Consider the following 21439-nt stretch of genomic DNA (forward strand, 5'->3'; position numbering starts at 1 on the left):
CATGAGTGATAAAGCCGTTCTGAGTTGCCGCAACCTGGGCAAGTCCTACGACGAAGGCCCGGAGTCGGTACAGGTGTTGTCCGGCCTCAACCTGGAGCTGCACGCCGGTGAGCGGGTGGCCATCGTCGGCAGTTCCGGTTCGGGCAAGAGTACCTTGCTCAACCTCTTGGGCGGCCTCGACCGGCCGACCCAAGGCAGCGTCTGGCTGGCCGGTGAAGAGCTGTCAGCACTGGGCGAGCGCGCACGCGGCCTGCTGCGCAACCGCGAGCTGGGCTTCGTTTACCAGTTCCACCACCTGCTGCCGGAGTTCACCGCGATGGAGAACGTGTGCATGCCGCTGTTGATCGGCCGCACCGCGATCCCCGAGGCCCGCGAGCGCGCCGAGGCACTGCTCAAGCGCGTCGGCCTGGGCCACCGCCTGCACCACAAACCAGCAGAGCTGTCTGGCGGTGAGCGCCAGCGCGTGGCCATTGCCCGGGCACTGGTCAACCGCCCAGGCCTGGTGATGCTCGACGAGCCGACCGGCAACCTCGACCATCACACCGCCCAGGGCATCCAGGAATTGATGCAGGAACTGTCCAGTTCTTCGCGCACCGCGTTCCTGGTGGTGACCCACGACCTCAACCTGGCGCGCCAGATGGATCGCGTGCTGAAGCTCGACGACGGTCACCTGGTGGCGATCTGAGCCGCTTGCACGGGGTGGCTTGAGCCGCCCCGTTTTTCAGTTTTCATTGGGTGTTTCAAACATGTTCAGACCCTTGCCCATCTTCATCGGCGCGCGCTACACCCGGGCCAAGCGCCGCAACCACTTCATCTCGTTCATCTCGATGACCTCGATGATCGGCCTGTCGCTGGGCGTGCTGGCGATGATCGTGGTGCTGTCGGTGATGAACGGCTTCCAGCGTGAAATGAGCTCGCGCATCCTCGGTTTAGTGCCGCACGCCAGCATCCTCGGCGTGCAGCCGCTGGACGACTGGCGCAAGGCCGCCGATGCCGCGTTGCAGAACCCGGCAGTGATGGCTGCGGCGCCGATCACCGAGATGGAGGGCATGCTCTCCTACAAAGGTGCGATGCAGCCAATCCAGGTCAGCGGTATCGACCCGGCCGAGGAAGGCAAGGTCTCGATCGTCGGCCAGCACATCGTTCAGGGCCGCCTGCAGGACCTGCAGCCGGGTGAGTACGGCGTGGTGATCGGCGAACTGAGCGCACGGCGGTTCCGCCTCAACACCGGTGACAAGCTGACCCTGATCGTGCCGGAAATCAGCAAGGAGCCGGGCGGCATCACCCCGCGCATGCAGCGCCTGACCGTGGTCGGCATCTTCAAGGTGGGCGCCGAGCTGGACGGCTCGCAGGCCTACATACATGTTGCCGACGCGGGCGAGATGCAGCGCTGGGCGCCGGGCCAGGTCCAGGGTGTGCGCCTCAAGCTGCACGACCTGTATGCCGCGCCGCAGGTGTCCAAGGCCATCGCCGCTGGCCTGGGCGATGCCTACCGCGCGGATGACTGGTCGCACACCCAGGGCAGCCTGTTCAGCGCCATGAAGATGGAAAAGACCATGATCGGCCTGTTGCTGCTGATGATCATTGCCGTAGCGGCGTTCAACATCATCGCCACGCTGGTGATGGTGGTGAACGACAAAGGCCCGGACATCGCCATCCTGCGCACGCTGGGGGCCACGCCGGCACAGATCATGGGCACCTTCATGGTCCAGGGCAGCTTGATCGGTATCGTCGGGACCATGATCGGTGGTGTGCTCGGGGTGATTGCAGCATTCAATGTCAGCCAGATCGTTGGCTGGCTGGAACGGGTGAGCGGGCAGCACATCTTCACCTCGGATGTGTACTTCATCAGCAGCTTGCCATCCGAGTTGCAATGGGGCGATGTGGCGATGATCTGCGCGGCGGGATTGGTGATGAGCTTCCTGGCGACTATCTATCCGGCGTACCGGGCTTCGCAGGTGCAGCCGGCGATTGGCTTGGCGGTCTGAGCTTCTTTGGAAATCCTGGGGTGTGGAGTGCTCCAGGATTCAACGGATGTCGCTGAACTCGATCACGAACCGGGTCCAGCCATCCTCACACTCCGCTCTGATGCACCCGCCGTGGGCCTGGACGATCGACCGGGTAATCGCCAGCCCCAGCCCCGCATGTTCGCTGCTGCCTTCCCGACGCGCCGGGTCCACCCGATAGAATCGATCGAACAGCCGAGGCAATACCGCTGGCTCGATCGGCATGCCGGTATTGGCCACGCAGAGGCTTGAGCCAGGCTTCAGCGTCACGCGTATTTCTCCACCCGCCGGGGTAAAGCGCAAGGCATTGTCGAGCAGGTTGGACAAGGCCCGGCGCAGCATATGTCGATCGCCTACCAGCGTCGCCTCGCCCTCACGCACCAGTGTTACGTCGCCATCCTCGGCCAGCGGGGCGTAATACTCCAGCAGCGCATCCACTTCGTCGTGCAGCGCCAGCATTGTCTGGCCTGGCACCAGCAAACCATGGTCGGCTTTAGCCAGAAACAGCATGTCGTTGATCATCTGCGCCATCCACTGCAGCTCCTCCAGGTTGCCATGCAGCGCTTCGCGGTACTCCTCCAGGCTGCGCGGACGGGTGAGGGTGACCTGGGTGTGGGTCAGCAGGTTGGACAGCGGCGTACGCAGTTCGTGGGCGATGTCGGCGGAGAACGCCGACAGGCGCTGAAAGGCATCGTCCAGGCGCTGCAGCATGGCATTTACGGTGTCGGCCAGCTCCGCCAGCTCTTCCGGCATCTGCGCCACAGGAAGGCGAGTGGTCAGTGAACGCGCTGACACGCTGGCTGCCACCTGGCCCATTTGCCGTAACGGCCTTAACCCGCGGCGCGCGGCCCAGGCGCCGAGCAGCGCCGTGGCCAGCGCCGAGAGGCCGACGGTCAGCCAGATCAGCCGCTGCATGCCTTGAAGAAAATGCTGGTGGTGGGTGATATCAAGGTACAACGTCAGCCGCGAGTGTTCGTTCAGTGGCACGGCGAGGCTGCGGTAGTCGATGCCGTCGGTATGCATCGTTGCCACGCCCGAGGCGGTGGGGGCATCGGGCAATGGGCTGCGGCTGCTGAACCAGAGGCTGCCATCGCTGCCGGTGATGCGCAGGGCCAGGTCGGCCTGATGGCTGAGTTCGTTGCGCAGGGCGGGCAGTCGGGCATTCAGGTCGGCAGGGCTTTGCAGGCCGGAAAGCTGGGCGCGCAAGAGCGATAGGCGCGATTCGAGCAATTGTTGATCCAGCTCTACAAAATGCTGCTCGCTGGCCCGGTTGAACAGCAGACCGGCGCCCAGCGAAACCGTGGCAGTGCACGCGGCGAACAGCAACGCCAGACGACCGCCCAGGGAAATTCTGCGCATCAATCGGGGCGCTCTTCGAGTACATAACCCATGCCACGCACCGTGTGAATCAGCTTGTTGGCGTGAGGATCATCGATCTTCAGGCGCAGACGGCGGATGGCCACTTCGATGACGTTGGTGTCGCTGTCGAAATTCATGTCCCACACCTGCGAGGCGATCAACGATTTAGGCAGCACTTCGCCTTGGCGGCGCAGCAACAATTCAAGCAGGGCGAATTCCTTGGCGGTCAGGTCGATGCGCTGGCCCGCGCGCTCGGCACGGCGGCGGATCAGGTCCAGGCGCAGGTCGGCCAGCGTCAGCAGGGTGTCCTGGCTGGGGCTGGCGCCGCGGCGCAGCAGGCTGCGCACCCTGGCCAACAGTTCGGAGAAGGCGAAGGGCTTGACCAGGTAGTCGTCGGCGCCCAGTTCCAGGCCATAAACCCGGTCCTCGATGGCATCACGAGCGGTAAGAAACAGCACTGGAGTATCAAGGCCGGCCTGGCGCACCGCCTGGAGGATCTGCCAGCCGTCGCGGCCTGGCAGCATCACGTCGAGAATCAGCAGGTCGTGATCGCCGCTCAAGGCCAGGTGCTGACCGGTTTCACCGTCGGCGGCCAGTTCGGTGGCAAAACCGGCTTCACTCAAGCCCTGGCTCAGATACTGGCCGGTGCGGGCCTGGTCTTCGACGATCAGCAGTTTCATGCAGTGTCCAATGGGAAACGGTTTGATGGCTGAAATGATACGTGACTATCCCGGCCGCCAGCGAAGCTGACAAAGTTGTAATCTTGCCGTCAGGTAGTTGCCAGACAGCCCTTTCTAAAGTGGCGTTATTCCGTTGTAGGTTTTGGAGTCATCATGAAACACCTGTTCTTCAGCGCCGCCGTTGCCCTCGTAAGCCTGCCAACCTTGGCCGATGGCGGCAAAAACTTCGCCTTCGGCGAGCCCGCCCTGGCAGCCAACGCCAATCGCACGGTCGAGGTAGTGCTCAAAGACATCGCTTTCGAACCGAAGAGCCTGCACGTCAAGGCTGGCGAAACCGTGCGCTTTGTGCTGATCAACGAAGGTCAGCTGCCCCACGAGTTCAACCTGGGCGACAAGGCCATGCATGTCGAGCACCAGAAAGAAATGATTGCCATGCAAGGTAAGCTGTTTACCGCAGGCATGAATCACGAGGGCATGGACCACGGGCACATGGGCCATGGCCATGACGCCGGCAACACTGTGCTGGTCCAGCCGGGCCAGCGTGCCGAGCTGACCTGGACCTTCCGCCAGTCGGCCCCCATCGAATTCGCCTGCAACGTGCCGGGGCATTACCAGGCTGGCATGGTCGGCGCGCTGACCATCGAGTGACGGGCGCTGCAAGGCGGGCTGCAAAACCGGTAGACTACGGGTATTTCCGAACCTTCAGGTCAGTTTCCATGCATCCCGCCGCCGAACATTCCCCGCTGGGCAAGTCCAGCGAATACATCGCCACCTACACGCCTTCGCTGCTGTTCCCGATCCCGCGCACGGCCAAGTGGGCAGAGCTGGGCGTAACCGCCCAGACCCTGCCGTGGCAAGGCGTGGATTACTGGAATTGCTTCGAGCTTTCCTGGTTGCTGCCGTCGGGCAAGCCGGTGGTGGCGATCGGTGAGTTCGCCATTCCCGCCGACTCGCCGAACATCATCGAATCGAAGTCGTTCAAGCTCTACCTCAACTCGTTGAACCAGACGGTGTTCGCTTCGATCGGCGAATTGCAGGCGTGCCTGCAGAATGACCTGTCGGCTGCCGCTGGCAAACCTGTCAGCGTGCAGGTCCGCACGCTGGATGAAGTCGAGGCACAGGGAGTGGTCGCGTTGCCGGGGCAGTGCATCGACGGGCTGGATATCGCCATCAGCAACTATGAGCAGCCGCAGCCGGAGCTGCTGCGCTGCAACCCGGACCAGGTTGTGGAGGAGACCCTGCATAGCCATCTGCTCAAGTCCAACTGCCCGGTGACCGGCCAGCCAGATTGGGGCAGCGTGGTTGTCGAGTACAAGGGCAGGGCGCTGGATCACGCCAGCTTGCTGACCTACCTGATCAGCTTTCGCCAGCATGCCGACTTCCACGAGCAGTGCGTGGAGCGGATCTACCTCGACCTGAAGAACCTGCTGCAGCCGGAGCACCTGACGGTGTATGCGCGCTATGTGCGCCGGGGTGGGCTGGATATCAACCCGTATCGCAGCACCGGGGCGATCAGCCCAAAGAACTTGCGACTGGTTCGTCAGTAACATGTCATTGGGGCCGCTTCGCGGCCCCTTTGCTATCTCAAATACCCATGCTGTGCAGCGAATTGGCAATGCTGCGCAGGGTGGCAGTCAGGTCCGGATGGTCGGCCTCGAAGCGCTCTATGGCCAAATTCACACCATCCACCAGGTTATTGTCCGGGGTGGCCTCTTCAAGTTTCAGTTGCGCCTCGATCTGTCTGGCTTCCTCATGCAGCGCGGCCAGCTCTTCATCCGTAAGCGGTACGTTCCGATCCAGTTGCTCGCGCAAGCTGTTCAGGCGCTCTTGCAATTCGCGGGCAGGCATTGGTTGTTCTCCATCAATGGCTTGGCAAGGCATGGACCTCAGCGAAGCGGCAAAGGTTCGCACCTGTCTCAAGCGTAATCCACTCGCAGCGGGTTTGCATGATCCGCATCAACGGTGCTGTGTCAGGGTTTTTCACCCTTGCGCCGGCGCATGGCGATGTCGGTCAGGCAGGTGTCCAATGCTTCGAGGTGGTCGATCACCGAATGCACGCCAAGGCGGAACAGTTCCAGCGTCGCCTTGCCACGGGCCAGCTCCTGCTCCTGCGGGTTCATGGCTTGCCACTGCTGTGAGCCGAGATCGCAGGACGGGCTGCAGGCAGCCAGACCAATGGTCCACAGGCCGGCGTTGAGGCCTGACTGCAGCAGCTGAGGCTCGCCGCTGACCAGCACACAGCCGTCCAGGCGCTGGCTGTCGAGTGCCATCAACGCTTGCCAGCAGGCGTTCGGTGCTGGCCAGCGCACACCATTGGCCACGTGCCCAGGCAGCCAGTCAGGCAGTACGCTGGCCAGGCGTTTGCCTTGCGTGCTGTTCAGGTCATCGAGCCAGATGCACGGCACTTGCTGGCGGCGCAGGCCAGCCAGCGTATCGAGGGCGCCGGGGGCGGGCAGGGGGCTACCGCTGGCAGCCTGGACCAGGCAACCACGCAGGCCGAACAGCACAGCGGTGAAGGCGGGCGCATCGTGCATGGCAACTTCCCTGAAATATTCCGCAGGCTAATCGGCAATTGTGACGCTGGCATGACGCGCAACAGATGTTCACAAATTAATGAGCAAAAATGTGTAAAGCTGTTTATCAGCCCGCAAGCCTCTATACTGCCGCCTTACCTGCGGCGCGCCCGTTGCGCTTGCGGCCGAGAAATTCGATGGAGAAACATCTATGCGTAGGATCGGTGCCGGTGTGATCGAGCGAGTCACCCAGGCCTGTGTCTGTGCCAGCTTGCTGCTGGCACCCGTGGCGGCGACCCAGGCGGCCACTGAAGAGGATCCCTGGGAGGTGGTCAACCGGCCGATCTTCCGTTTCAACGACGTCCTCGACACCTATGCCCTCAAGCCATTGGCCCAGGGTTATCAGGCCGTCACTCCCCAGTTTCTCGAAGATGGCATTCACAACATCTTCCGCAACCTGGGTGATGTCACCAACCTGGCCAACAACGTGTTGCAGTTCAAGCCGCATGCGGCAGGCGTGGACACCGCACGGCTGATCGTCAACACCACATTCGGTCTTGGCGGCTTCTTCGACGTAGGCACCAGGATGGGCCTGCAGCGCAGCGACGAAGATTTCGGCCAGACGCTCGGCTACTGGGGCGTGCCAAGCGGTCCTTACGTGGTCATACCGCTGCTCGGCCCAAGCACCGTGCGTGACGGCCTGGCCAAATATCCGGACGGCTACACCAAGCCGTACCGCTACATTGACCATGTCCCGACCCGCAACTCGATCTTCGCTCTGGACGTGGTCGATACCCGCGCCAGCCTGCTGTCGGCAGAAAAGCTGATTCAGGGCGACAAGTACATTTTCATTCGCAACGCCTACCTGCAGAACCGCGAGTTCAAGGTCAAGGACGGCGAAGTCGAAGACGATTTTTGAGTCTTAAATGCATAAAGGCGACCTCAGGGTCGCCTTTTTTATAACTCCCAGTCATTTAGCAAACAAAGAGCATTGAACTCGACCGACGTATGCTTGAAACGCCTGACGGATGGGAGTACCGTCTGCGCCTTACAAGGTACCTCTGCCGGTTGCCTGGGCCGCCTTCTTGGCCTACAACTCAAGTAGAGTGTTACCACAGAGAATTCCAGCAGCCGGATGTCAGCCTTGCAGACGCCCCTGCACCAACCCCAATCGGCGCCGTTCGCCCACATGCAGAAAATCAGTGCAACGCTGCTGATCATCGATGATGACGACGTGGTCCGTGCGAGCCTCGCCGCCTATCTGGAAGACAGTGGCTTTAGCGTGCTCCAGGCCGGTAATGGCCAGCAGGGGCTCCAGGTCTTCGAAGAACACCAGCCCGACCTCGTGATCTGCGATCTGCGCATGCCGCAGATGGGCGGCCTCGAACTGATCCGTCAGGTCAGCGAGCGCGCACCGCAGTTGCCGGTGATCGTGGTGTCAGGTGCCGGCGTGATGAGCGACGCAGTCGAGGCCTTGCGCCTGGGCGCCGCCGACTACCTGATCAAGCCGTTGGAAGACCTTGCAGTGCTCGAGCACTCGGTGCGCCGTGCGCTTGACCGTTCGCGGCTGGTAGTGGAAAACCAGCGTTACCGCGACAAGCTCGAAGCAGCCAACCGTGAATTGGAAGCCAGCCTGCACTTGTTGCAGGAGGATCAGACCGCCGGTCGGCAGGTGCAGATGAACATGCTGCCGGAGAGCCCCTGGGTTGCCGGGGAGTTCGCCTTCGAGCATCAGATCATTCCGTCGCTTTACCTGTCGGGCGATTTTGCCGACTATTTCCGTGTGGATGACCGGCGCATCGCCTTCTATCTGGCTGATGTGTCTGGGCACGGTGCCTCGTCTGCCTTCGTCACCGTGCTGTTGAAGTTCATGACCACTCGGCTGATGTTCGAATTCAAGCGCAACAGCAAATTGCGCGAGTTCAAGCCCTCGGAAGTGCTCAGCCATATCAACCGTGGCCTGATCAACTGCAAGCTGGGCAAGCATGTGACCATGGTCGGCGGGGTTATCGATGAAGACACCGGCCTGCTGACCTATGCCGTAGGCGGTCACCTGCCGTTGCCGGTGCTGTATACCCCAGGCCAGGCTCGCTACCTGGAAGGCCGCGGCCTGCCAGTCGGCTTGTTCGATGAAGCCACCTATCAGGACCTGGTCATGGAACTGCCGCCGCAGTTCAGCCTGAGCCTGATGTCCGATGGCATCCTGGACCTTTTGCCTGGGGACACGCTCAAAGATAAAGAAGCCGCCTTGCCGGAAATCGTCAAGGCAGCGGGGGGTAGCCTGGATGGGCTGCGCCAACGATTTGGATTGGCTACGCTTGGGGAGATGCCGGATGATATCGCCCTATTGGTGTTGAGCAGGAACCTTCAATGAGTACCGGTAGAATTCGGTTTGCCGAGCAGAGTGGCACCTTCGTACTGAAGTTCGTCGGTGAAGTGCGTCTGACCCTGTGTTCGGCGCTGGATGCAACGATCGAGAAAATCTTCACTGCGCTGAATTTCTCGGCGATCGTCATCGATCTGACGGAAACCGAAAGCATCGACAGCACCACGCTGGGCCTGCTGGCCAAGCTGTCGATCCTGTCGCGGCAGAAGGTTGGCCTGCTGCCGACTGTGGTCACCACCAACCCGGACATCTCGCGCCTGTTGCAGTCCATGGGCTTCGATCAGGTATTCAACATTGTCGACCGGCCAGTGCCGTGCACGGAGTGCCTGACCGACTTGCCATCGCAGGATCAGAACGAAGATGTGGTGCGCTCCAAGGTGCTGGAAGCGCACAAGATTCTCATGGGGTTGAATGACTCCAACCGTGAAGCCTTCCATGACCTGGTGAGCGCGCTCGAGCGGACCTGATTTTCATCATTGAGGGCTACGCTGGACCTGTGGGAGCGGGCTCGCCCCGCGAAGACGCCAGCCAAGCCAGCATAAGATGCACCTGACCAATCATTCCTGCCGCGCAAACTCCGTTGCCTTAGCGCCATCGGCATTCAGCTGAAACACCCGTGCCGGCCGCCCTTGCTCATCAAAAAATACCTGCCCTAGCCCCGCACTGTTCCACAGCCGTTCCCCGGCCTTGCTGTCGCTGGGCGTGCGCGGCACTACCTGCATCTCCCTGCGTCGGGTGAACCAGTTGAGCGGCGAGCGCGGCGAGTACAGCCAGCGGTTGAGCCGGTCCAGCACATCCAGCAGACGGCGGGGAAACTCATTCTTGATACCGCTGCTGGTGACCTGCCACAGGTGCGGGCTGCGCTGGCGATGGCGAATCAGCACCTCATAGACGAACGAGTAGTGCACATCTCCGGATAGCACCACGTAATGCCCCGGTGTCCGCGAATGGCGGAAGATATTCAGGATCACCTGCGCCGCGCCGCGGTGCGCCATCCAATTCTCGGCATCCACCAGCAGCGGGTAGCCCAGCCAACTGAACAGCTTCTGCACTGTCTCGATCAGCTTGACGCCGAAGATCGGCGCCGGTGACACGATGATCGCCGAAGGATGATCCAGCAATGCCTGTTGCAGCTCACAGAGCGCTTCCCAATCAAGCAGGCCGGAGGGCTTGGCCAGATCGCTTTCGCTGCGCCAGCGGCGCGTACGGGTGTCCAGCACCAGCAGCGGCGGGTTGCTGGGCAGGCTGAACTGCCAGCCCTGGAAGCGCAGCAGATCGTCGATTAGTTGATCCTGTTCCTGGCTGTCCAGTCGCGGGCTGGAAAGCGCCTGGCATTGCCCAACCATGGCCTCGCAGCCGTCCGGGTCGTTGCCCCAGGCCTGGCACAGCAGATAGCCGAGCAGGGCGTTGCCGATGATCCGCCGCGAGAAGGCGTGGCCGTAGGCGGTTTCTTCCCACTGTGCCGAGAGGTTCCAATCGTCGGTGATGTCGTGGTCGTCGAAGATCATCAGGCAGGGCAGGTGGGCCATCACCCGCGCCACTTGGCCCAGGTTGGCGGCAAATGCCTCGATACGAGGCAGCTCTTCGCGGTAGCGCGCCTGATGTTGATCGGCCAGGCCCGTGGGCATGTCGAGCTGCACCAACTGCCACGGGACCGGTGACCAGACCAGCAGGTACATGGCCATGACTTCGGCGAATGTCACCAGGTGGTTGTCGGCATTGCTGGACGTGAAGATCGGCTTGCGCTTGCCGCCGAAGAAGCGTTCGCGCAGGGTTTCGTTGCCCTCATGGGCGGGCAGCAGGTCGGCACGGTGGTAATAGCTGGCCGGGTGCTGGTAGAGCGCCTGGCTGTCGGCGACGACCGCGCCTTCCAACTGTTCGTCGAACAGGCCAAGGCGCTCGATCAGCGAATGAATGGCCCGTAACATCGGGCCGGCGACGTCGTCGGCGTAGACCTGGTCGCCGGTCATCAGCAGCACGGCCGGACGTTCTTCTGGTCGCTGGCACGCCGCAAGCAGGCGGTCGGCGCAGAGCAAGCCGTCGGCAGCGGGGTGATGCGGCTTGCGGCAAGAACCGTGCAGCAGCTGGTCCAGGCGCTCGCGCAGCACCAGGCTCGGCCGCTGCTGGCCAGGGTAGAGCAGGTGTGGCGCCCAGTCGGCGATGCCTTGGCCGTTGATCAGCAGGTCGTATTCGACGGCGCAGTTAACAGGCAAGGGTTGGCTGAAGTGAATATCCAGCAGGTGGATGAAAGCGTGCTCGCCGATCGGGATGACCTGGCAATTCGCCTGGGCCGTGCCGTGCCCGATGAACTCGGGTTGCAAGCGTTGACTAGCGACCAGCCAGATGGCCAAGCGTTGAGGCTCGAGACGGCGCAGAACCGGGCCGGCTAGAACGAGGGGCAGTGAAGTGGGGGCGGTCATCAACAGCTCTGGTGGCTAATAGGCCCATTCGCGGGCAAGCCCGCTCCCACCGGTATTGTGAAGATCCCTGTGGGAGCGGGCTTGCCCGCGAATGGGCCCTAGAATTCAAAACCCATTTTTACGGGATAAAGCAAAACGGGCGGAAAATGCTGATCATTTACCGCCCGTCTGGCAAACCGGATATGTATCAGGCTTTGTCAGCCATCAGCTTTTCCAGTTTCTCCTGGTCCCGCGCGAACTGGCGAATGCCTTCGGCCAGCTTCTCGGTGCCCATGGCATCTTCGTTCATCGCCCAGCGGAATTGGCTCTCGGTGAGTACCTGCTTGGCCTCACCGGCATTGCCCGGCTTGAGGATACGCGGCAGCTCACCCTGGTCTTCGCTGAGCTTTTCCAGCAGGTCCGGGCTGATGGTCAGGCGGTCGCAGCCGGCCAGCTGTTCGATCTGGCCGATATTACGGAAGCTGGCGCCCATGACCACGGTGTCGTAGCCATTGGCCTTGTAGTAGTTGTAAATGCGCGTGACCGACTGCACGCCCGGGTCTTCGGCACCGACATAGTCCTGGCCGGTGCTTTTCTTGTACCAGTCGTAGATGCGGCCCACGAACGGCGAAATCAGGAACACCCCGGCATCGGCACAAGCCTGGGCCTGGGCGAAGGAGAACAGTAAGGTCAGGTTGGTCTGGATGCCTTCCTTTTCCAATTTCTCGGCAGCGCGGATGCCTTCCCAGGTGGAGGCCAGCTTGATCAGCACGCGGTCCTTGGAAACACCGGCGGCTTCGTACAGCTCGATCAGCTGACGGGCCTTTTTCAGCAATGCCGGTTCGTCGAACGACAGGCGAGCATCCACTTCGGTAGAGATGCGCCCAGGAATCGCCTTCAGGATGCCGGCACCCACGGCCACGGCAAACTTGTCGCAGGCCAGGTCGACATTGCCCTTGGCGTCGCTTTTCACCTGCTTGAGCAGGTCGGCATAGCCAGGGATGGCGGCAGCCTTGAGCAGCAACGACGGGTTGGTGGTGGCATCGACCGGCTTGAGGCGGGTGATGGCGTCCAGGTCCCCGGTGTCGGCGACCACGGTGGTGAACTGCTTGAGTTGTTCCAGCTTGGAGGTCATGGCGTGCTCTGTCCTGTGCGATGTCTCGACATTACCCGAGCCCCGACGGCCGCTCAAGGGGCCAATGGGGCGGTGGCGAATTGTCGAAGGTGATGATTCGAGTCATCGGCCGTCAGGAGGTTCCCAGGCTTTTGGGATAAGCACGGTCAAGGTCTGCAAGGGCACAGGTTAGCTATCTTCTCATTAGCTACTTCGATCCCAGTGGGAGCGGCTTCAGCCGCGAACACCGGCAAAGCCGGTGCCATCCACCGCGTCACTTTCTTCGCGGCTAAAGCCGCTCCCACAAGGTGGGGTGCCAAAAGGGCCAAATGTCCTCGATCAGCGCCCTTGCAGCAGCTCAGCGGCCTGGTCGAACACTACCAACGGCTCCGGCGCCTTGTGAATATCCGCCGACAGCAGCTGTCGGAAGCGCCGCGCGCCCTTGAACCCCTGGCCGAGGCCGAGGATATGCCGGGTGATGTGATGCATCGCGCCTCCGCTCTCGATGTGCGCAACAATGTAAGGCCGCAACTGCGCCATCGCCTCGCTGCGGCTGACCACCGGCGCATCACTGCCAAACAGCTGCTGATCCACCTCAGCCAGTACATAGGGATTGTGGTACGCCTCGCGCCCAAGCATCACCCCATCGAAGGTCTGCAGATGCCCCTGGCATTCCTCCAAGGTCTTGATGCCCCCGTTGAGCACAATCTCCAGATCCGGGAAATCAGCCTTCAACTGCGCGGCCACGTCGTAACGCAGCGGCGGAATCTCGCGGTTCTCCTTCGGCGACAGCCCTTCGAGGATCGCAATCCGCGCATGCACGGTAAAGCTGCGGCAGCCAGCATCGCGCACCTGGCCGACGAAATCGCACAGCTCGGCGTAGCTGTCACGGCCATTGATGCCGATGCGGTGCTTCACCGTCACCGGCGTCGACACCGCATCACGCATGGCCTTGACGCAATCGGCTACCAGCGCCGGGTGGGCCATCAGGCAGGCGCCGATCATGTTGTTCTGCACCCGGTCGCTAGGGCAGCCGACGTTGAGGTTGACCTCGTCGTAACCTGCGTCTTCGGCCAGACGCGCGCAGGCTGCCAGGTCGGCCGGCACGCTGCCGCCCAACTGCAGGGCCAGCGGGTGCTCGGAAACGTCGTGGCGCAGGAAACGGTGGGCGTCGTTGTGGAGGAGGGCGCCGGTGGTGACCATTTCGGTGTAGAGCAGGGTTTGCTTGGAGAGCAGGCGCAGGAAGAAGCGGCAGTGGCGGTCTGTCCAGTCCATCATCGGCGCAACGCTGAAGCGGCGGGAAGGCTCAGGGCGCTGGGCTACTGCTTGTGCAACGGATTCTTGAGGCATGTGGGTGTGTATATTCAATCGAGTTCGGGAGGGCGGGCATGCAATGGCCATAGTCTACCAAGTGAGCAGCGCCCGCGTCCGCGCCGCTGATGTCTGGCGCTGCAAGCCCATGCTAACCTCCCTGCACCTCATCTGCAGGCCCCGACGCCCATGTCCATCGCCGACAACCTGATCGCCTTCACCTTCGCTGCCACGTTGCTCACCATCACCCCTGGCCTCGATACCGCGCTGATCCTGCGAACGTCCACCGTCGAAGGCCGCAAGCAAGGCATCCAAGCGGCCCTGGGCATCAACGCCGGTTGCCTGCTATGGGGGGCGGCAGTTGCGTTCGGCCTTGGCGCACTGATTGCCGTCTCGGAGCTGGCCTATGACATCCTCAAGTACTGCGGCGCTGGCTACCTCGCGTGGCTCGGTGTAAACATGCTGCTGCGTCCAAGGCAGTCGCTGGGAGCAGTACAGACGGACGCTCGACCACAGGCCAACTGGTTCGTGAAGGGCATGCTGGGCAACCTGCTTAATCCAAAGGTCGGGATTTTCTACGTCTCTTTCCTGCCGCAGTTCATCCCGCAAGGCCAGCCCCTGGTAGCCTGGACCTTCGGCTTGGTCGGCATCCACGTGGCACTGGGCCTGGTTTGGTCGATGATCCTGATTGGCGCAACCCAGTCCTTGGCGGGCGTGTTGCGTCGTGAAAAGGTCATTCAGTGGATGGATCGGGCAACTGGCCTGGTCTTCGTACTGTTCGCCGCACGCCTGGCCCTGAGCCGACGCTAACCGTTCAGCGGCAGGTCGAACTGCGCTGAACGAGCGTGGGCAGGGGGGCATCGATGCATTCGCGCTGCCCGCTGCCATTGATGTGTTCGAACAAAAGCTCGATGGCAAGTGCGGTCACGTCCTCAAGGTGCATGTCCAGCGATGTCAGCGGTGGTGAGCACTCTCGTGCACGCAAGCCGTCGTAGCGAGTGACGACTTTCACATCCTCGGGAACCCTCCGCGCGCTGTCCTGCAGTGCCCGCACAGCACCTGTCGCGAAAGCATCCACCGGTACACACAAGCCGTCGAGGTCAGGATGAGCCTGCAGCAACTGCAGGCAGGCTGCTGCGCCCGCCGTTTCGCCACCGCCTTCGCTTGCCTTGACGATCGCTGGAGCCTGCTGGTTGCGTGTGCAATATGTCCGGTAAGCCCGTTCCATATCCAGGTAGGAGTGTCTGGGCTGTTCCCCGATGATCAGGCCGATGCGCCGTGCGCCCTGTTCATGCAGGTGCTCCAGTAGCAGCGTGCCGGTCTGCTCGCCATGCATGTCGATGTAGGGAAGCGGCTCATGCGCCTCGGGTTGGCGCCCAATAGTCACCATCTTCACCCCGCGTTTTTGCAGGCAGGCCACGTTCGGATCGTCAGCCACGGGTTCGATGATCACCGCGCCATCGATGTCCAGCGTGTGCAGCAGCGCTTGCGCTTCATCCATCGGTGGCACCAGCACCAGGGCCACGCCCTGTCGCATTGCGGCCTCTGTCGCGGTGGCGGCGATCTCCATCAGGAATCCCAGGCGTGACGAGCCGCCAGCAACCGCGAATGGCATCGAAGAGAGCAGGGCGATGGCGTTGGCGCGGCCGGTGCGCAGGCGCTGGGCACGCAGGTTGGGGCTGTAGCCCAGGCGCTCGGCCACCGCTTTCACCAAGGCCCGCGTCTCGGGATCGACCTGGCCGCGGTCGTTCAATGCATGGGACACGGTGGTGCGCGAAACGCCCGCAGCGTTGGCGACATCGGCGATGGTAAGGCGGCGGGGGGGGCTGCTGGGCATGGATGGGCTGGCTCTGTAAGCGATGGCCGCAGTTATACGCTGCCTGAAAGTGTGCGGCTACTCGACCGCCTTCGGTGAAAGATTCATTGACACTTCTCCAGCACGGGTCTAATTTTCACCCAAATCGATTTGGGTAGTGAATAAATCGATTTGGTCTGGAATATATCTGCATTTTCCAGGCGGCTCCGTCCGGCTCCAAATAACAATAATCAAGGGATCGCCACGCGCGGCCCGGCTCGAGGTGGGATATGCCGAATCATGAAAATACCGTTGTCGGTCCTGTGGATGAGCGCCTGCCCTGGCGCCAGTTGTTGATGTTTGGTGCCCAGCATGTGCTGGTAATGGCGGCGTCGCCCATTGCTTCGGTGTTCCTCATGGCCACCGCGTTGGGTTTTGGCAGTGAACTGACGCTGCAGTTGCTCAGCGCCACGTTTCTGGTCTGTGGGCTGGGGACGCTTGTGCAGTCGCTGGGTTTACGAGGCTGTGGCGCACGGTTGCCGTTCATCATGCTGCCGGGCGGCGCCCCGATCATGCTGTTCATTCTGATCGCTCAGCAAAACGGGGTTGCCACAGCCTCGGGGGCGGTCATCCTCACAGGCGCGTTCTACTTTCTGGTGTTGCCGATTTTTCGGCGCCTGTTGCGATTCTTTCCGTCGGTGGTGGTGGGCACCATGTTGCTGTTGGTGGCCGTCAACCTGGTCAAGCTCTCGGGCCAGTTGATCGTCGGCCAACCCGGTAGCAGCCAGTTCGCCGCGCCAGAGCAATTGCTGTTGGCCTTTGCCACCATCGCCATCACCGTCGTCTGTGCACGGCTGTTACGCGGCATGCTGGCACAATTATCGATTCTGCTTGGCTTGTTAGGTGGCAGCTTGCTGGCGGTGACCCTAGGGGCTTTCGATCAGCCAGCCGGCGGTGCTTACCCCCTGTTCAGCCTGCCTGCCTTCATGCCCTTTGGCGTACCGCATTTCGATCTGTTCGCCTCCATTCCGCTGATGCTGTTTTGCCTGGTTTCGATGGTGGAAGCCACCGGGCAGACCGTGGCCATCAGTGAGGCGGTGGATAAGCCGCTGGATATCGACCGCGATGTGGTGCGCACCATTCGCGGGGATGCGTTGACCTCCATTCTGGGCGGTTTCATGGGTACGTCGCTGATCATCACCAGTGGGGAAAACATCGGTGTCATCCGGGCCACGCAGGTGCGTTCGCGGTATGTGACGGCAGTCTCCGGGGTGTTGCTGTTGCTGTTCGCCGTACTGGCGCCATTAGCGCGCCTGATCGAAGGCGTGCCCGAAGCCGTGGTCGGCGGTACCAGCCTGATCGTGTTCGCGATCGTCGGCACCATGGGCATCGACATGCTGCGCAAGGTGGACATGCGCAGCCACGGCAACTTGTACGTGGTGTCGGTCGCCCTGGCCGTGGGCCTGCTGCCGATTCTCGTGCCTGGCGTCTACAGCCAATTCCCCCAAGGCCTGGCCGGCCTGCTTGGCAACGGCGTTGCCATGGGCGCGCTCACTGCGGCCGTCATGAACTTCATCTTCCACTGCACTGGCAGGCACTGCGCCCCGGCGAAAGCCAAAGCGAAGCTGATCAATCCCTGACTCACAACCACAAGGCGTGACTATGAACTGCACTGTTTCCAATCACTTGGCGATTGCGCCTGAACAACTGGTGGCCGCGGGTCAACTGTTGGCCCCTGACTGGCTGCTGCTGCCCGAAGGGCCGCGCCGCGATCAGGCGGTGCTGGTGGTCGATGGCCTGTTCGCCGACGTCGGACCACTGGCACTGTTGCAGCGTCGCTACCCGGCCCATTCGGTGCGGCGTCTGGAACATCAATTGCTGATGCCTGGCTTCATCGATACCCATCACCATCTCAGCCAGAGCTTCGGCAAAGGCCTGGTGTTTGGCGAGCCGTCAGAGATTTTCCGGCGTGTGTGGATTCCGCTCGAGGGTTCTCTCGACACCGACTTGCTGTACCTGACCAGCAAACTGGCAGCGTTCGAATCGCTGCGCGGAGGCTTTACCACAGTTTGCGATGCGGGCACCCGTTCGAAAGAGGGTGTCGAGGCCATTGCCCAGGCGGTGCATGAAGTGGGGATGCGTTGCGTGCTGGCTAAAACCTGCAACGATCTGGAGGGCGAGCGGGTACTGGATGCCAGCCGGGTGCTTTCATTGGCCGAGGATCACCTCTCGGCATGGGGCAATGATTCTTTGATTACACCGTCCTTGTCAGTCCCCATTCCCGAGATCGCTACCGATCCGACATTGGCTTCGGTCTATCGCCTCTGCCAAGAAGCGGGCAGGGTGTTCCAGAGCCACGTCAACGAACATCTGGTCGCCGTCGAGCGTTCGCTCGAACGGTACGGCGTACGCCCGTTGGAGCACCTTCACCGCGCGGGCGCGCTGGGTCCGGGAGCGCTGCTGGCCCACGCGACGCTGCTCACTTCGAATGAAATCTGCCTGCTGCGCGATAGCGGCGCCGCTGTCAGCTACAACCCTGTGGCCAGCGCTTGGAAAGGCAACGCCGTGGCCCAGGCGCACCTGATGCATTGCCTGAACATTCCGGTCGCGCTGGGCACCGACGGTACTCGGGGCGATGGCTTCCGCTTGATGGATTACGCCGAGGCGGCGCAGCGCTTCGCCCATGGCTTGCCGGTGGGGGATTCGGTGTGCGGCGGTGGCCAGTTATGGCTCGACATGGGCACCTGCCATGCCGCCGATACCCTTGGTCTGGGCCAGGTGACAGGGCGAATCGCTGTCGGCAAGGCGGCGGATTTTCTGCTTGTGGACTTGGCAGTGCCGGAGTTGCTGCCGTCGTGGAACCTCAGCTGGGACCTGGTCCGGCTCGCCAATCGCGACCAGATTCAGGCCGTGGTGGTGCAGGGCAAGGTGCGCCTGTGGCAGGGATGGCCTACCGACTGGGACGCGCGGGCGCTGATGCGCCAGGTGGATGAACTGGCCAGAAGCGCCGTGCACCAGTCGCCGATCCATAAAGTTCACCCCTTGCCGACTGTGGCGTGACGAAACGGGAACGCATTAACGATGAATCTGCCTTTCGACCCGCTTTACCTCATCGCTGTTGCCGTTACCTGCGGTGCGCTCATACAGGGGGCAACGGGGATGGGCTTCGCGCTCATCGTCGCACCGGTGATGGGCTTGCTGGCACCCGAAACCTTGCCCGTCAGTTTATTGATCCTGATGTTGCCTTTGAACGCTGCAGTGGCCTGGCGGGAACGCGATGCCATCGATTTCAGGGGCAGCTCCTGGATCACCCTGGGGCGCTTCGCCGGCACCTTCGGTGGCGTGTGGATCTTGCTCTGGCTGCCGCTGTCGCAACTCAACGTGTTCATTGGCTTGTCGACCATCGCGGCATGCCTGGTGACCTGGATGGCGCCGTCGTTCGTGCCTGGCCGGCGGGCGTTGATTTCCACCGGAGTGATCACGGGCATCACCGAAACCGCCACCGGCGTGGGTGGCCCGCCGCTCGCGCTGGTGTATCAGCACTCGCCAGTGGCCACCTTGAGAGGGTCGGTTGCGCTTTGCTTCCTGGTTGGGGAGGTGATCTCACTGGTGGTTCTGGCGATTGGCGGGCATTTGCACACCGAGCAGGTTTCGCCCGTGCTGGCGCTGTGCTTGCCCTTGGCGCTAGGTGTAATCGCCAGCAATTGGGTGCGCAATTACCTCGATGAGACGCGCTTGCGCCGTTTCGTCCTCATCTTCGCCTTCGTTTCCGGGGCGCTGTTGCTGGTGCAGTAAGGCACCCCCGCCGTATTCCACAACAAGTACAACAAAGGAATTCGCCATGTTGACGCTGAAACTGCCCACAGGCTGGGCGGGCATGCTGTGCCTGTCAGTCGCTACGCTGGATGCCGATGCGGGCGTCCTGGATGACGGCAAGGCAACACTGTTGCTGCGTAATTATTACTTTGATCGTGACTACAGCGATGCGGGCGCCGTGCAAAGCCAGCGCCAGGAGTGGGCCCAGGGTTTCATTTTCAAGGCCGCTTCAGGTTATACCCCAGGTTTTGTGGGGGCAGGGGTGGATGTACTGGGGCTGTTCGGCATGAAGCTGGACAGCAGCCCGGACCGCACTGGTACGGAGTTGTTGCCTTATGACCATGACGATGGCCGGGCGCCCAGTAATTATGGGCGATTGGGTCTGACGGCCAAGGTGCGTGTTTCGCGTACTGAATTACGCCTGGGTGAACTGATCCCAGACCTGCCGATCCTGCGCTTCAACGACGGTCGCCTGCTGCCGCAGACCTTTCAGGGCGCAATGCTGACGTCGACCGACATCGATCGCCTGAAACTGCATGCCGGGCGCATTCACGCGTTCAGCCCGCGAAGCGCGGCGGACAGCGAAGCCCTTTATCCATCGGTAGGTGGTCGAACCATCGCCACCGCAACCTCGGACCGTTTCACCTATTTCGGCGGTGAGTACAACCTCGCATCTGAAACGGTTCTGGGGGGCTGGACGGCCGAACTGCAAGACATCTACCGGCAGAACTACTACAGCATTTCCCATGCTCAGCGTTTGGGTGACTGGACACTGAGCGGCGTGCTGGGTGCTTTCGATACGCGGGATACAGGGCGTGCCGAAGCTGGGAGCCTGGATAACCAAGCGGCTTCCTTGCTCGTGTCCGCTGCGTACGGTGGCCATCGGTTCTACCTGGGGTTGCAGCGCATGTACGGGGAGGATGGCTGGGTGACCATCGATCGCACGCTGGGCAGCACCCTGGCCAACGACATGTTCGCCAATACCTTCGTGTATGCCAACGAACGGTCCTGGCAACTGCGGTACGACTACAACTTTGCGGCGTTGGGGATTCCAGGGTTGACGCTGTTGGCGCGCTATACCCATGGCGACCATATCGACAATGCCGACACGGCGGATGGGCGGGAATGGGAGCGGGATGTGGCGCTGACCTACACCTTTCAGTTTCGCCGGCTCCAGGGGCTTAGCGTGCGCTGGATCAATGCGAAGGTAGGGCGTGATTTTGGTGCGAATGATTTCACCGAGAATCGATTGATTGTCAGTTTGCCCGTTGAGCTTTTCTAGTTTCCGTACGAAAAGATGGTCACCCACAAGATCATCAGTCTGTTTTCAACGGTTTCCTACATATTTAGAATCAGATTTACCCTCTAGTTTGTAGTCCCTTTCTGAATCACCCTTTGGGCCATTGCGGTGGAAAACCGAGCGTCCTAGTCTCGCAGGGTCGCTGGCATCAGCGGCCGGGTCTGCAAGCCCGAACTTGGTTTGGCTTCAGCTTCCATTGGCTTTGCTCAATGGTGGCTGCGTGCGGGTGGTCTTCGGGCCAACCGGATGTATGGCCTCCAAGTCCGGTCTTGCAGGCCCGCACGTAGCCGCCACCCAATCATCTGCAAGTGATATGGCGACGGCCCCACTCATTGTGTTTGGAGTTGCCATGATCAAAATCGTCCCGGATCCACCTTATTCCCCAGATGCCTCCCATTACCTCGAAGACACCCTGATCGAAGCCACCGAATGCGTGCTCTGCGGCCTTGCCGTGGCCCATCAGGCCATCACCACGTTACCCAAGTCTCCCGCCACGATCATGACAATGACCGTGATGCACGAGATGGAGGCGGTGCGTATGTTGCTGGAGTCGGCGATTGCGCAGGTACAGTCGAAGAGCCAGCGACAGCTGCGCACGATGCATTGAGGTTTTGACGGTCTATGCGCTGCTCTTCGCGGTGTGGCCGCGAAGAGGGTCGCATAGCCCCAACAGGTCAGGAGGATTGAAAATGGATAAGGAACGCCCCGAAGACACCGGCAGGATGGGCTTCACCGTAGGCTCCGCTGTCTGCATGGCTAG

Annotated in this window: 21 protein-coding genes; 13 read left to right on the top strand and 8 right to left on the bottom strand. The window is 61.7% G+C overall.

Annotated elements, in window-relative coordinates; translation table 11 throughout:
• The first annotated feature begins 1 nt into the window (after position 1).
• Positions 2 to 685 carry a lipoprotein-releasing ABC transporter ATP-binding protein LolD gene (lolD, locus tag ACIPZF_RS12500; RefSeq protein WP_176514519.1) on the top strand — a complete coding sequence of 228 codons (684 nt, stop codon included), beginning with the start codon at positions 2 to 4 and terminating at the stop codon, positions 683 to 685.
• 61 nt (positions 686 to 746) lie between these two features.
• Positions 747 to 1988 carry a lipoprotein-releasing ABC transporter permease subunit gene (locus ACIPZF_RS12505; RefSeq protein WP_400799422.1) on the top strand — a complete coding sequence of 414 codons (1242 nt, stop codon included), beginning with the start codon at positions 747 to 749 and terminating at the stop codon, positions 1986 to 1988.
• A 39-nt stretch (positions 1989 to 2027) separates the two neighbouring features.
• On the opposite strand, the gene ACIPZF_RS12510 is transcribed toward ACIPZF_RS12505, so the two are convergent.
• Both ACIPZF_RS12510 and cinR read right to left on the bottom strand, forming a co-directional pair.
• Complete coding sequence (locus ACIPZF_RS12510) at positions 2028 to 3368, bottom strand: heavy metal sensor histidine kinase (protein ID WP_400799425.1); 1341 nt, start codon at positions 3366 to 3368, stop codon at positions 2028 to 2030.
• On the bottom strand, positions 3365 to 4045 hold the full coding sequence (cinR, locus tag ACIPZF_RS12515; protein WP_400799428.1) for a two-component system response regulator CinR: 681 nt from the start codon (positions 4043 to 4045) through the stop codon (positions 3365 to 3367). The genes ACIPZF_RS12510 and cinR overlap by 4 nt, the downstream gene beginning before the upstream one ends.
• 153 nt (positions 4046 to 4198) lie before the next feature.
• Between cinR and ACIPZF_RS12520 the strand changes: the two genes are divergently transcribed.
• Positions 4199 to 4693: a plastocyanin/azurin family copper-binding protein gene (locus tag ACIPZF_RS12520; protein WP_400799431.1), complete on the top strand. Its 495-nt coding sequence runs from the start codon at positions 4199 to 4201 to the stop codon at positions 4691 to 4693.
• A gap of 68 nt (positions 4694 to 4761) precedes the next feature.
• Positions 4762 to 5592: an NADPH-dependent 7-cyano-7-deazaguanine reductase QueF gene (queF, locus tag ACIPZF_RS12525; RefSeq protein ID WP_400799434.1), complete on the top strand. Its 831-nt coding sequence runs from the start codon at positions 4762 to 4764 to the stop codon at positions 5590 to 5592.
• Positions 5593 to 5629: 37 nt separating this feature from the next.
• Here queF and ACIPZF_RS12530 read toward each other — a convergent pair whose 3' ends face one another.
• Both ACIPZF_RS12530 and ACIPZF_RS12535 read right to left on the bottom strand, forming a co-directional pair.
• Positions 5630 to 5893, bottom strand: a complete 264-nt coding sequence (locus ACIPZF_RS12530; RefSeq protein WP_008099220.1) for a DUF4404 family protein — start codon at positions 5891 to 5893, stop codon at positions 5630 to 5632.
• Positions 5894 to 6015: 122 nt separating this feature from the next.
• Entirely contained in the window at positions 6016 to 6579 is a 564-nt protein-coding gene (locus ACIPZF_RS12535; RefSeq protein ID WP_400799437.1) for a phosphonoacetaldehyde phosphonohydrolase-related protein, read from the bottom strand.
• 190 nt (positions 6580 to 6769) lie between these two features.
• Here ACIPZF_RS12535 and ACIPZF_RS12540 point away from each other — a divergent pair, with 190 nt between their 5' ends.
• The 3 genes from ACIPZF_RS12540 to rssC all read left to right on the top strand — a co-directional run bounded on the left by ACIPZF_RS12540 (position 6770) and on the right by rssC (position 9411).
• Positions 6770 to 7477, top strand: a complete 708-nt coding sequence (locus ACIPZF_RS12540; RefSeq protein WP_400799440.1) for a VacJ family lipoprotein — start codon at positions 6770 to 6772, stop codon at positions 7475 to 7477.
• Positions 7478 to 7747: 270 nt separating this feature from the next.
• Positions 7748 to 8932 carry a two-component system response regulator RssB gene (rssB, locus tag ACIPZF_RS12545; RefSeq protein WP_400799718.1) on the top strand — a complete coding sequence of 395 codons (1185 nt, stop codon included), beginning with the start codon at positions 7748 to 7750 and terminating at the stop codon, positions 8930 to 8932.
• The gene (gene rssC, locus ACIPZF_RS12550) at positions 8929 to 9411 is read left to right on the top strand and encodes an anti-sigma factor antagonist RssC (RefSeq protein ID WP_400799442.1); all 483 of its coding nucleotides are present in this window, start codon (positions 8929 to 8931) and stop codon (positions 9409 to 9411) included. Before rssB ends, rssC begins: the two co-directional genes overlap by 4 nt.
• 90 nt (positions 9412 to 9501) lie before the next feature.
• On the opposite strand, the gene ACIPZF_RS12555 is transcribed toward rssC, so the two are convergent.
• The 3 genes from ACIPZF_RS12555 to dusA form a co-directional block, all read right to left on the bottom strand.
• Positions 9502 to 11364: an alkaline phosphatase D family protein gene (locus tag ACIPZF_RS12555; protein WP_400799445.1), complete on the bottom strand. Its 1863-nt coding sequence runs from the start codon at positions 11362 to 11364 to the stop codon at positions 9502 to 9504.
• Positions 11365 to 11551: 187 nt separating this feature from the next.
• A complete protein-coding gene (tal, locus tag ACIPZF_RS12560; protein ID WP_400799447.1) occupies positions 11552 to 12478 on the bottom strand; it encodes a transaldolase in 927 nt (308 codons plus the stop codon).
• Positions 12479 to 12796: 318 nt separating this feature from the next.
• Positions 12797 to 13807 carry a tRNA dihydrouridine(20/20a) synthase DusA gene (gene dusA / locus ACIPZF_RS12565; protein WP_400799450.1) on the bottom strand — a complete coding sequence of 337 codons (1011 nt, stop codon included), beginning with the start codon at positions 13805 to 13807 and terminating at the stop codon, positions 12797 to 12799.
• A 150-nt stretch (positions 13808 to 13957) separates the two neighbouring features.
• Here dusA and ACIPZF_RS12570 point away from each other — a divergent pair, with 150 nt between their 5' ends.
• Positions 13958 to 14578, top strand: coding sequence for a LysE family translocator (locus ACIPZF_RS12570; protein WP_400799453.1), 621 nt, complete (start codon positions 13958 to 13960; stop codon positions 14576 to 14578).
• A 4-nt stretch (positions 14579 to 14582) separates the two neighbouring features.
• Here the strand turns inward: ACIPZF_RS12570 and ACIPZF_RS12575 are convergent, their stop codons facing one another.
• Entirely contained in the window at positions 14583 to 15605 is a 1023-nt protein-coding gene (locus ACIPZF_RS12575) for a LacI family DNA-binding transcriptional regulator (RefSeq protein WP_400799456.1), read from the bottom strand.
• Positions 15606 to 15853: 248 nt separating this feature from the next.
• On the opposite strand from ACIPZF_RS12575, the gene ACIPZF_RS12580 reads away from it, so the two are divergent.
• The 5 genes from ACIPZF_RS12580 (at position 15854) to ACIPZF_RS12600 (ending at position 21286) form a co-directional block, all read left to right on the top strand.
• On the top strand, positions 15854 to 17203 hold the full coding sequence (locus ACIPZF_RS12580) for a uracil-xanthine permease family protein (RefSeq protein ID WP_400799458.1): 1350 nt from the start codon (positions 15854 to 15856) through the stop codon (positions 17201 to 17203).
• Positions 17204 to 17225: 22 nt separating this feature from the next.
• Positions 17226 to 18623: an amidohydrolase family protein gene (locus ACIPZF_RS12585; RefSeq protein WP_400799461.1), complete on the top strand. Its 1398-nt coding sequence runs from the start codon at positions 17226 to 17228 to the stop codon at positions 18621 to 18623.
• Positions 18624 to 18644: 21 nt separating this feature from the next.
• Positions 18645 to 19358, top strand: a complete 714-nt coding sequence (locus ACIPZF_RS12590; RefSeq protein WP_400799462.1) for a sulfite exporter TauE/SafE family protein — start codon at positions 18645 to 18647, stop codon at positions 19356 to 19358.
• 46 nt (positions 19359 to 19404) lie between these two features.
• Positions 19405 to 20661, top strand: a complete 1257-nt coding sequence (locus ACIPZF_RS12595; protein WP_400799464.1) for an OprD family porin — start codon at positions 19405 to 19407, stop codon at positions 20659 to 20661.
• A gap of 367 nt (positions 20662 to 21028) precedes the next feature.
• Positions 21029 to 21286: a hypothetical protein gene (locus tag ACIPZF_RS12600; RefSeq protein WP_400799467.1), complete on the top strand. Its 258-nt coding sequence runs from the start codon at positions 21029 to 21031 to the stop codon at positions 21284 to 21286.
• The last annotated feature ends 153 nt before the right edge of the window (positions 21287 to 21439 follow it).

The sequence above is a fragment of the Pseudomonas sp. NPDC089752 genome (assembly GCF_044748725.1).
GTDB lineage: Bacteria > Pseudomonadota > Gammaproteobacteria > Pseudomonadales > Pseudomonadaceae > Aquipseudomonas.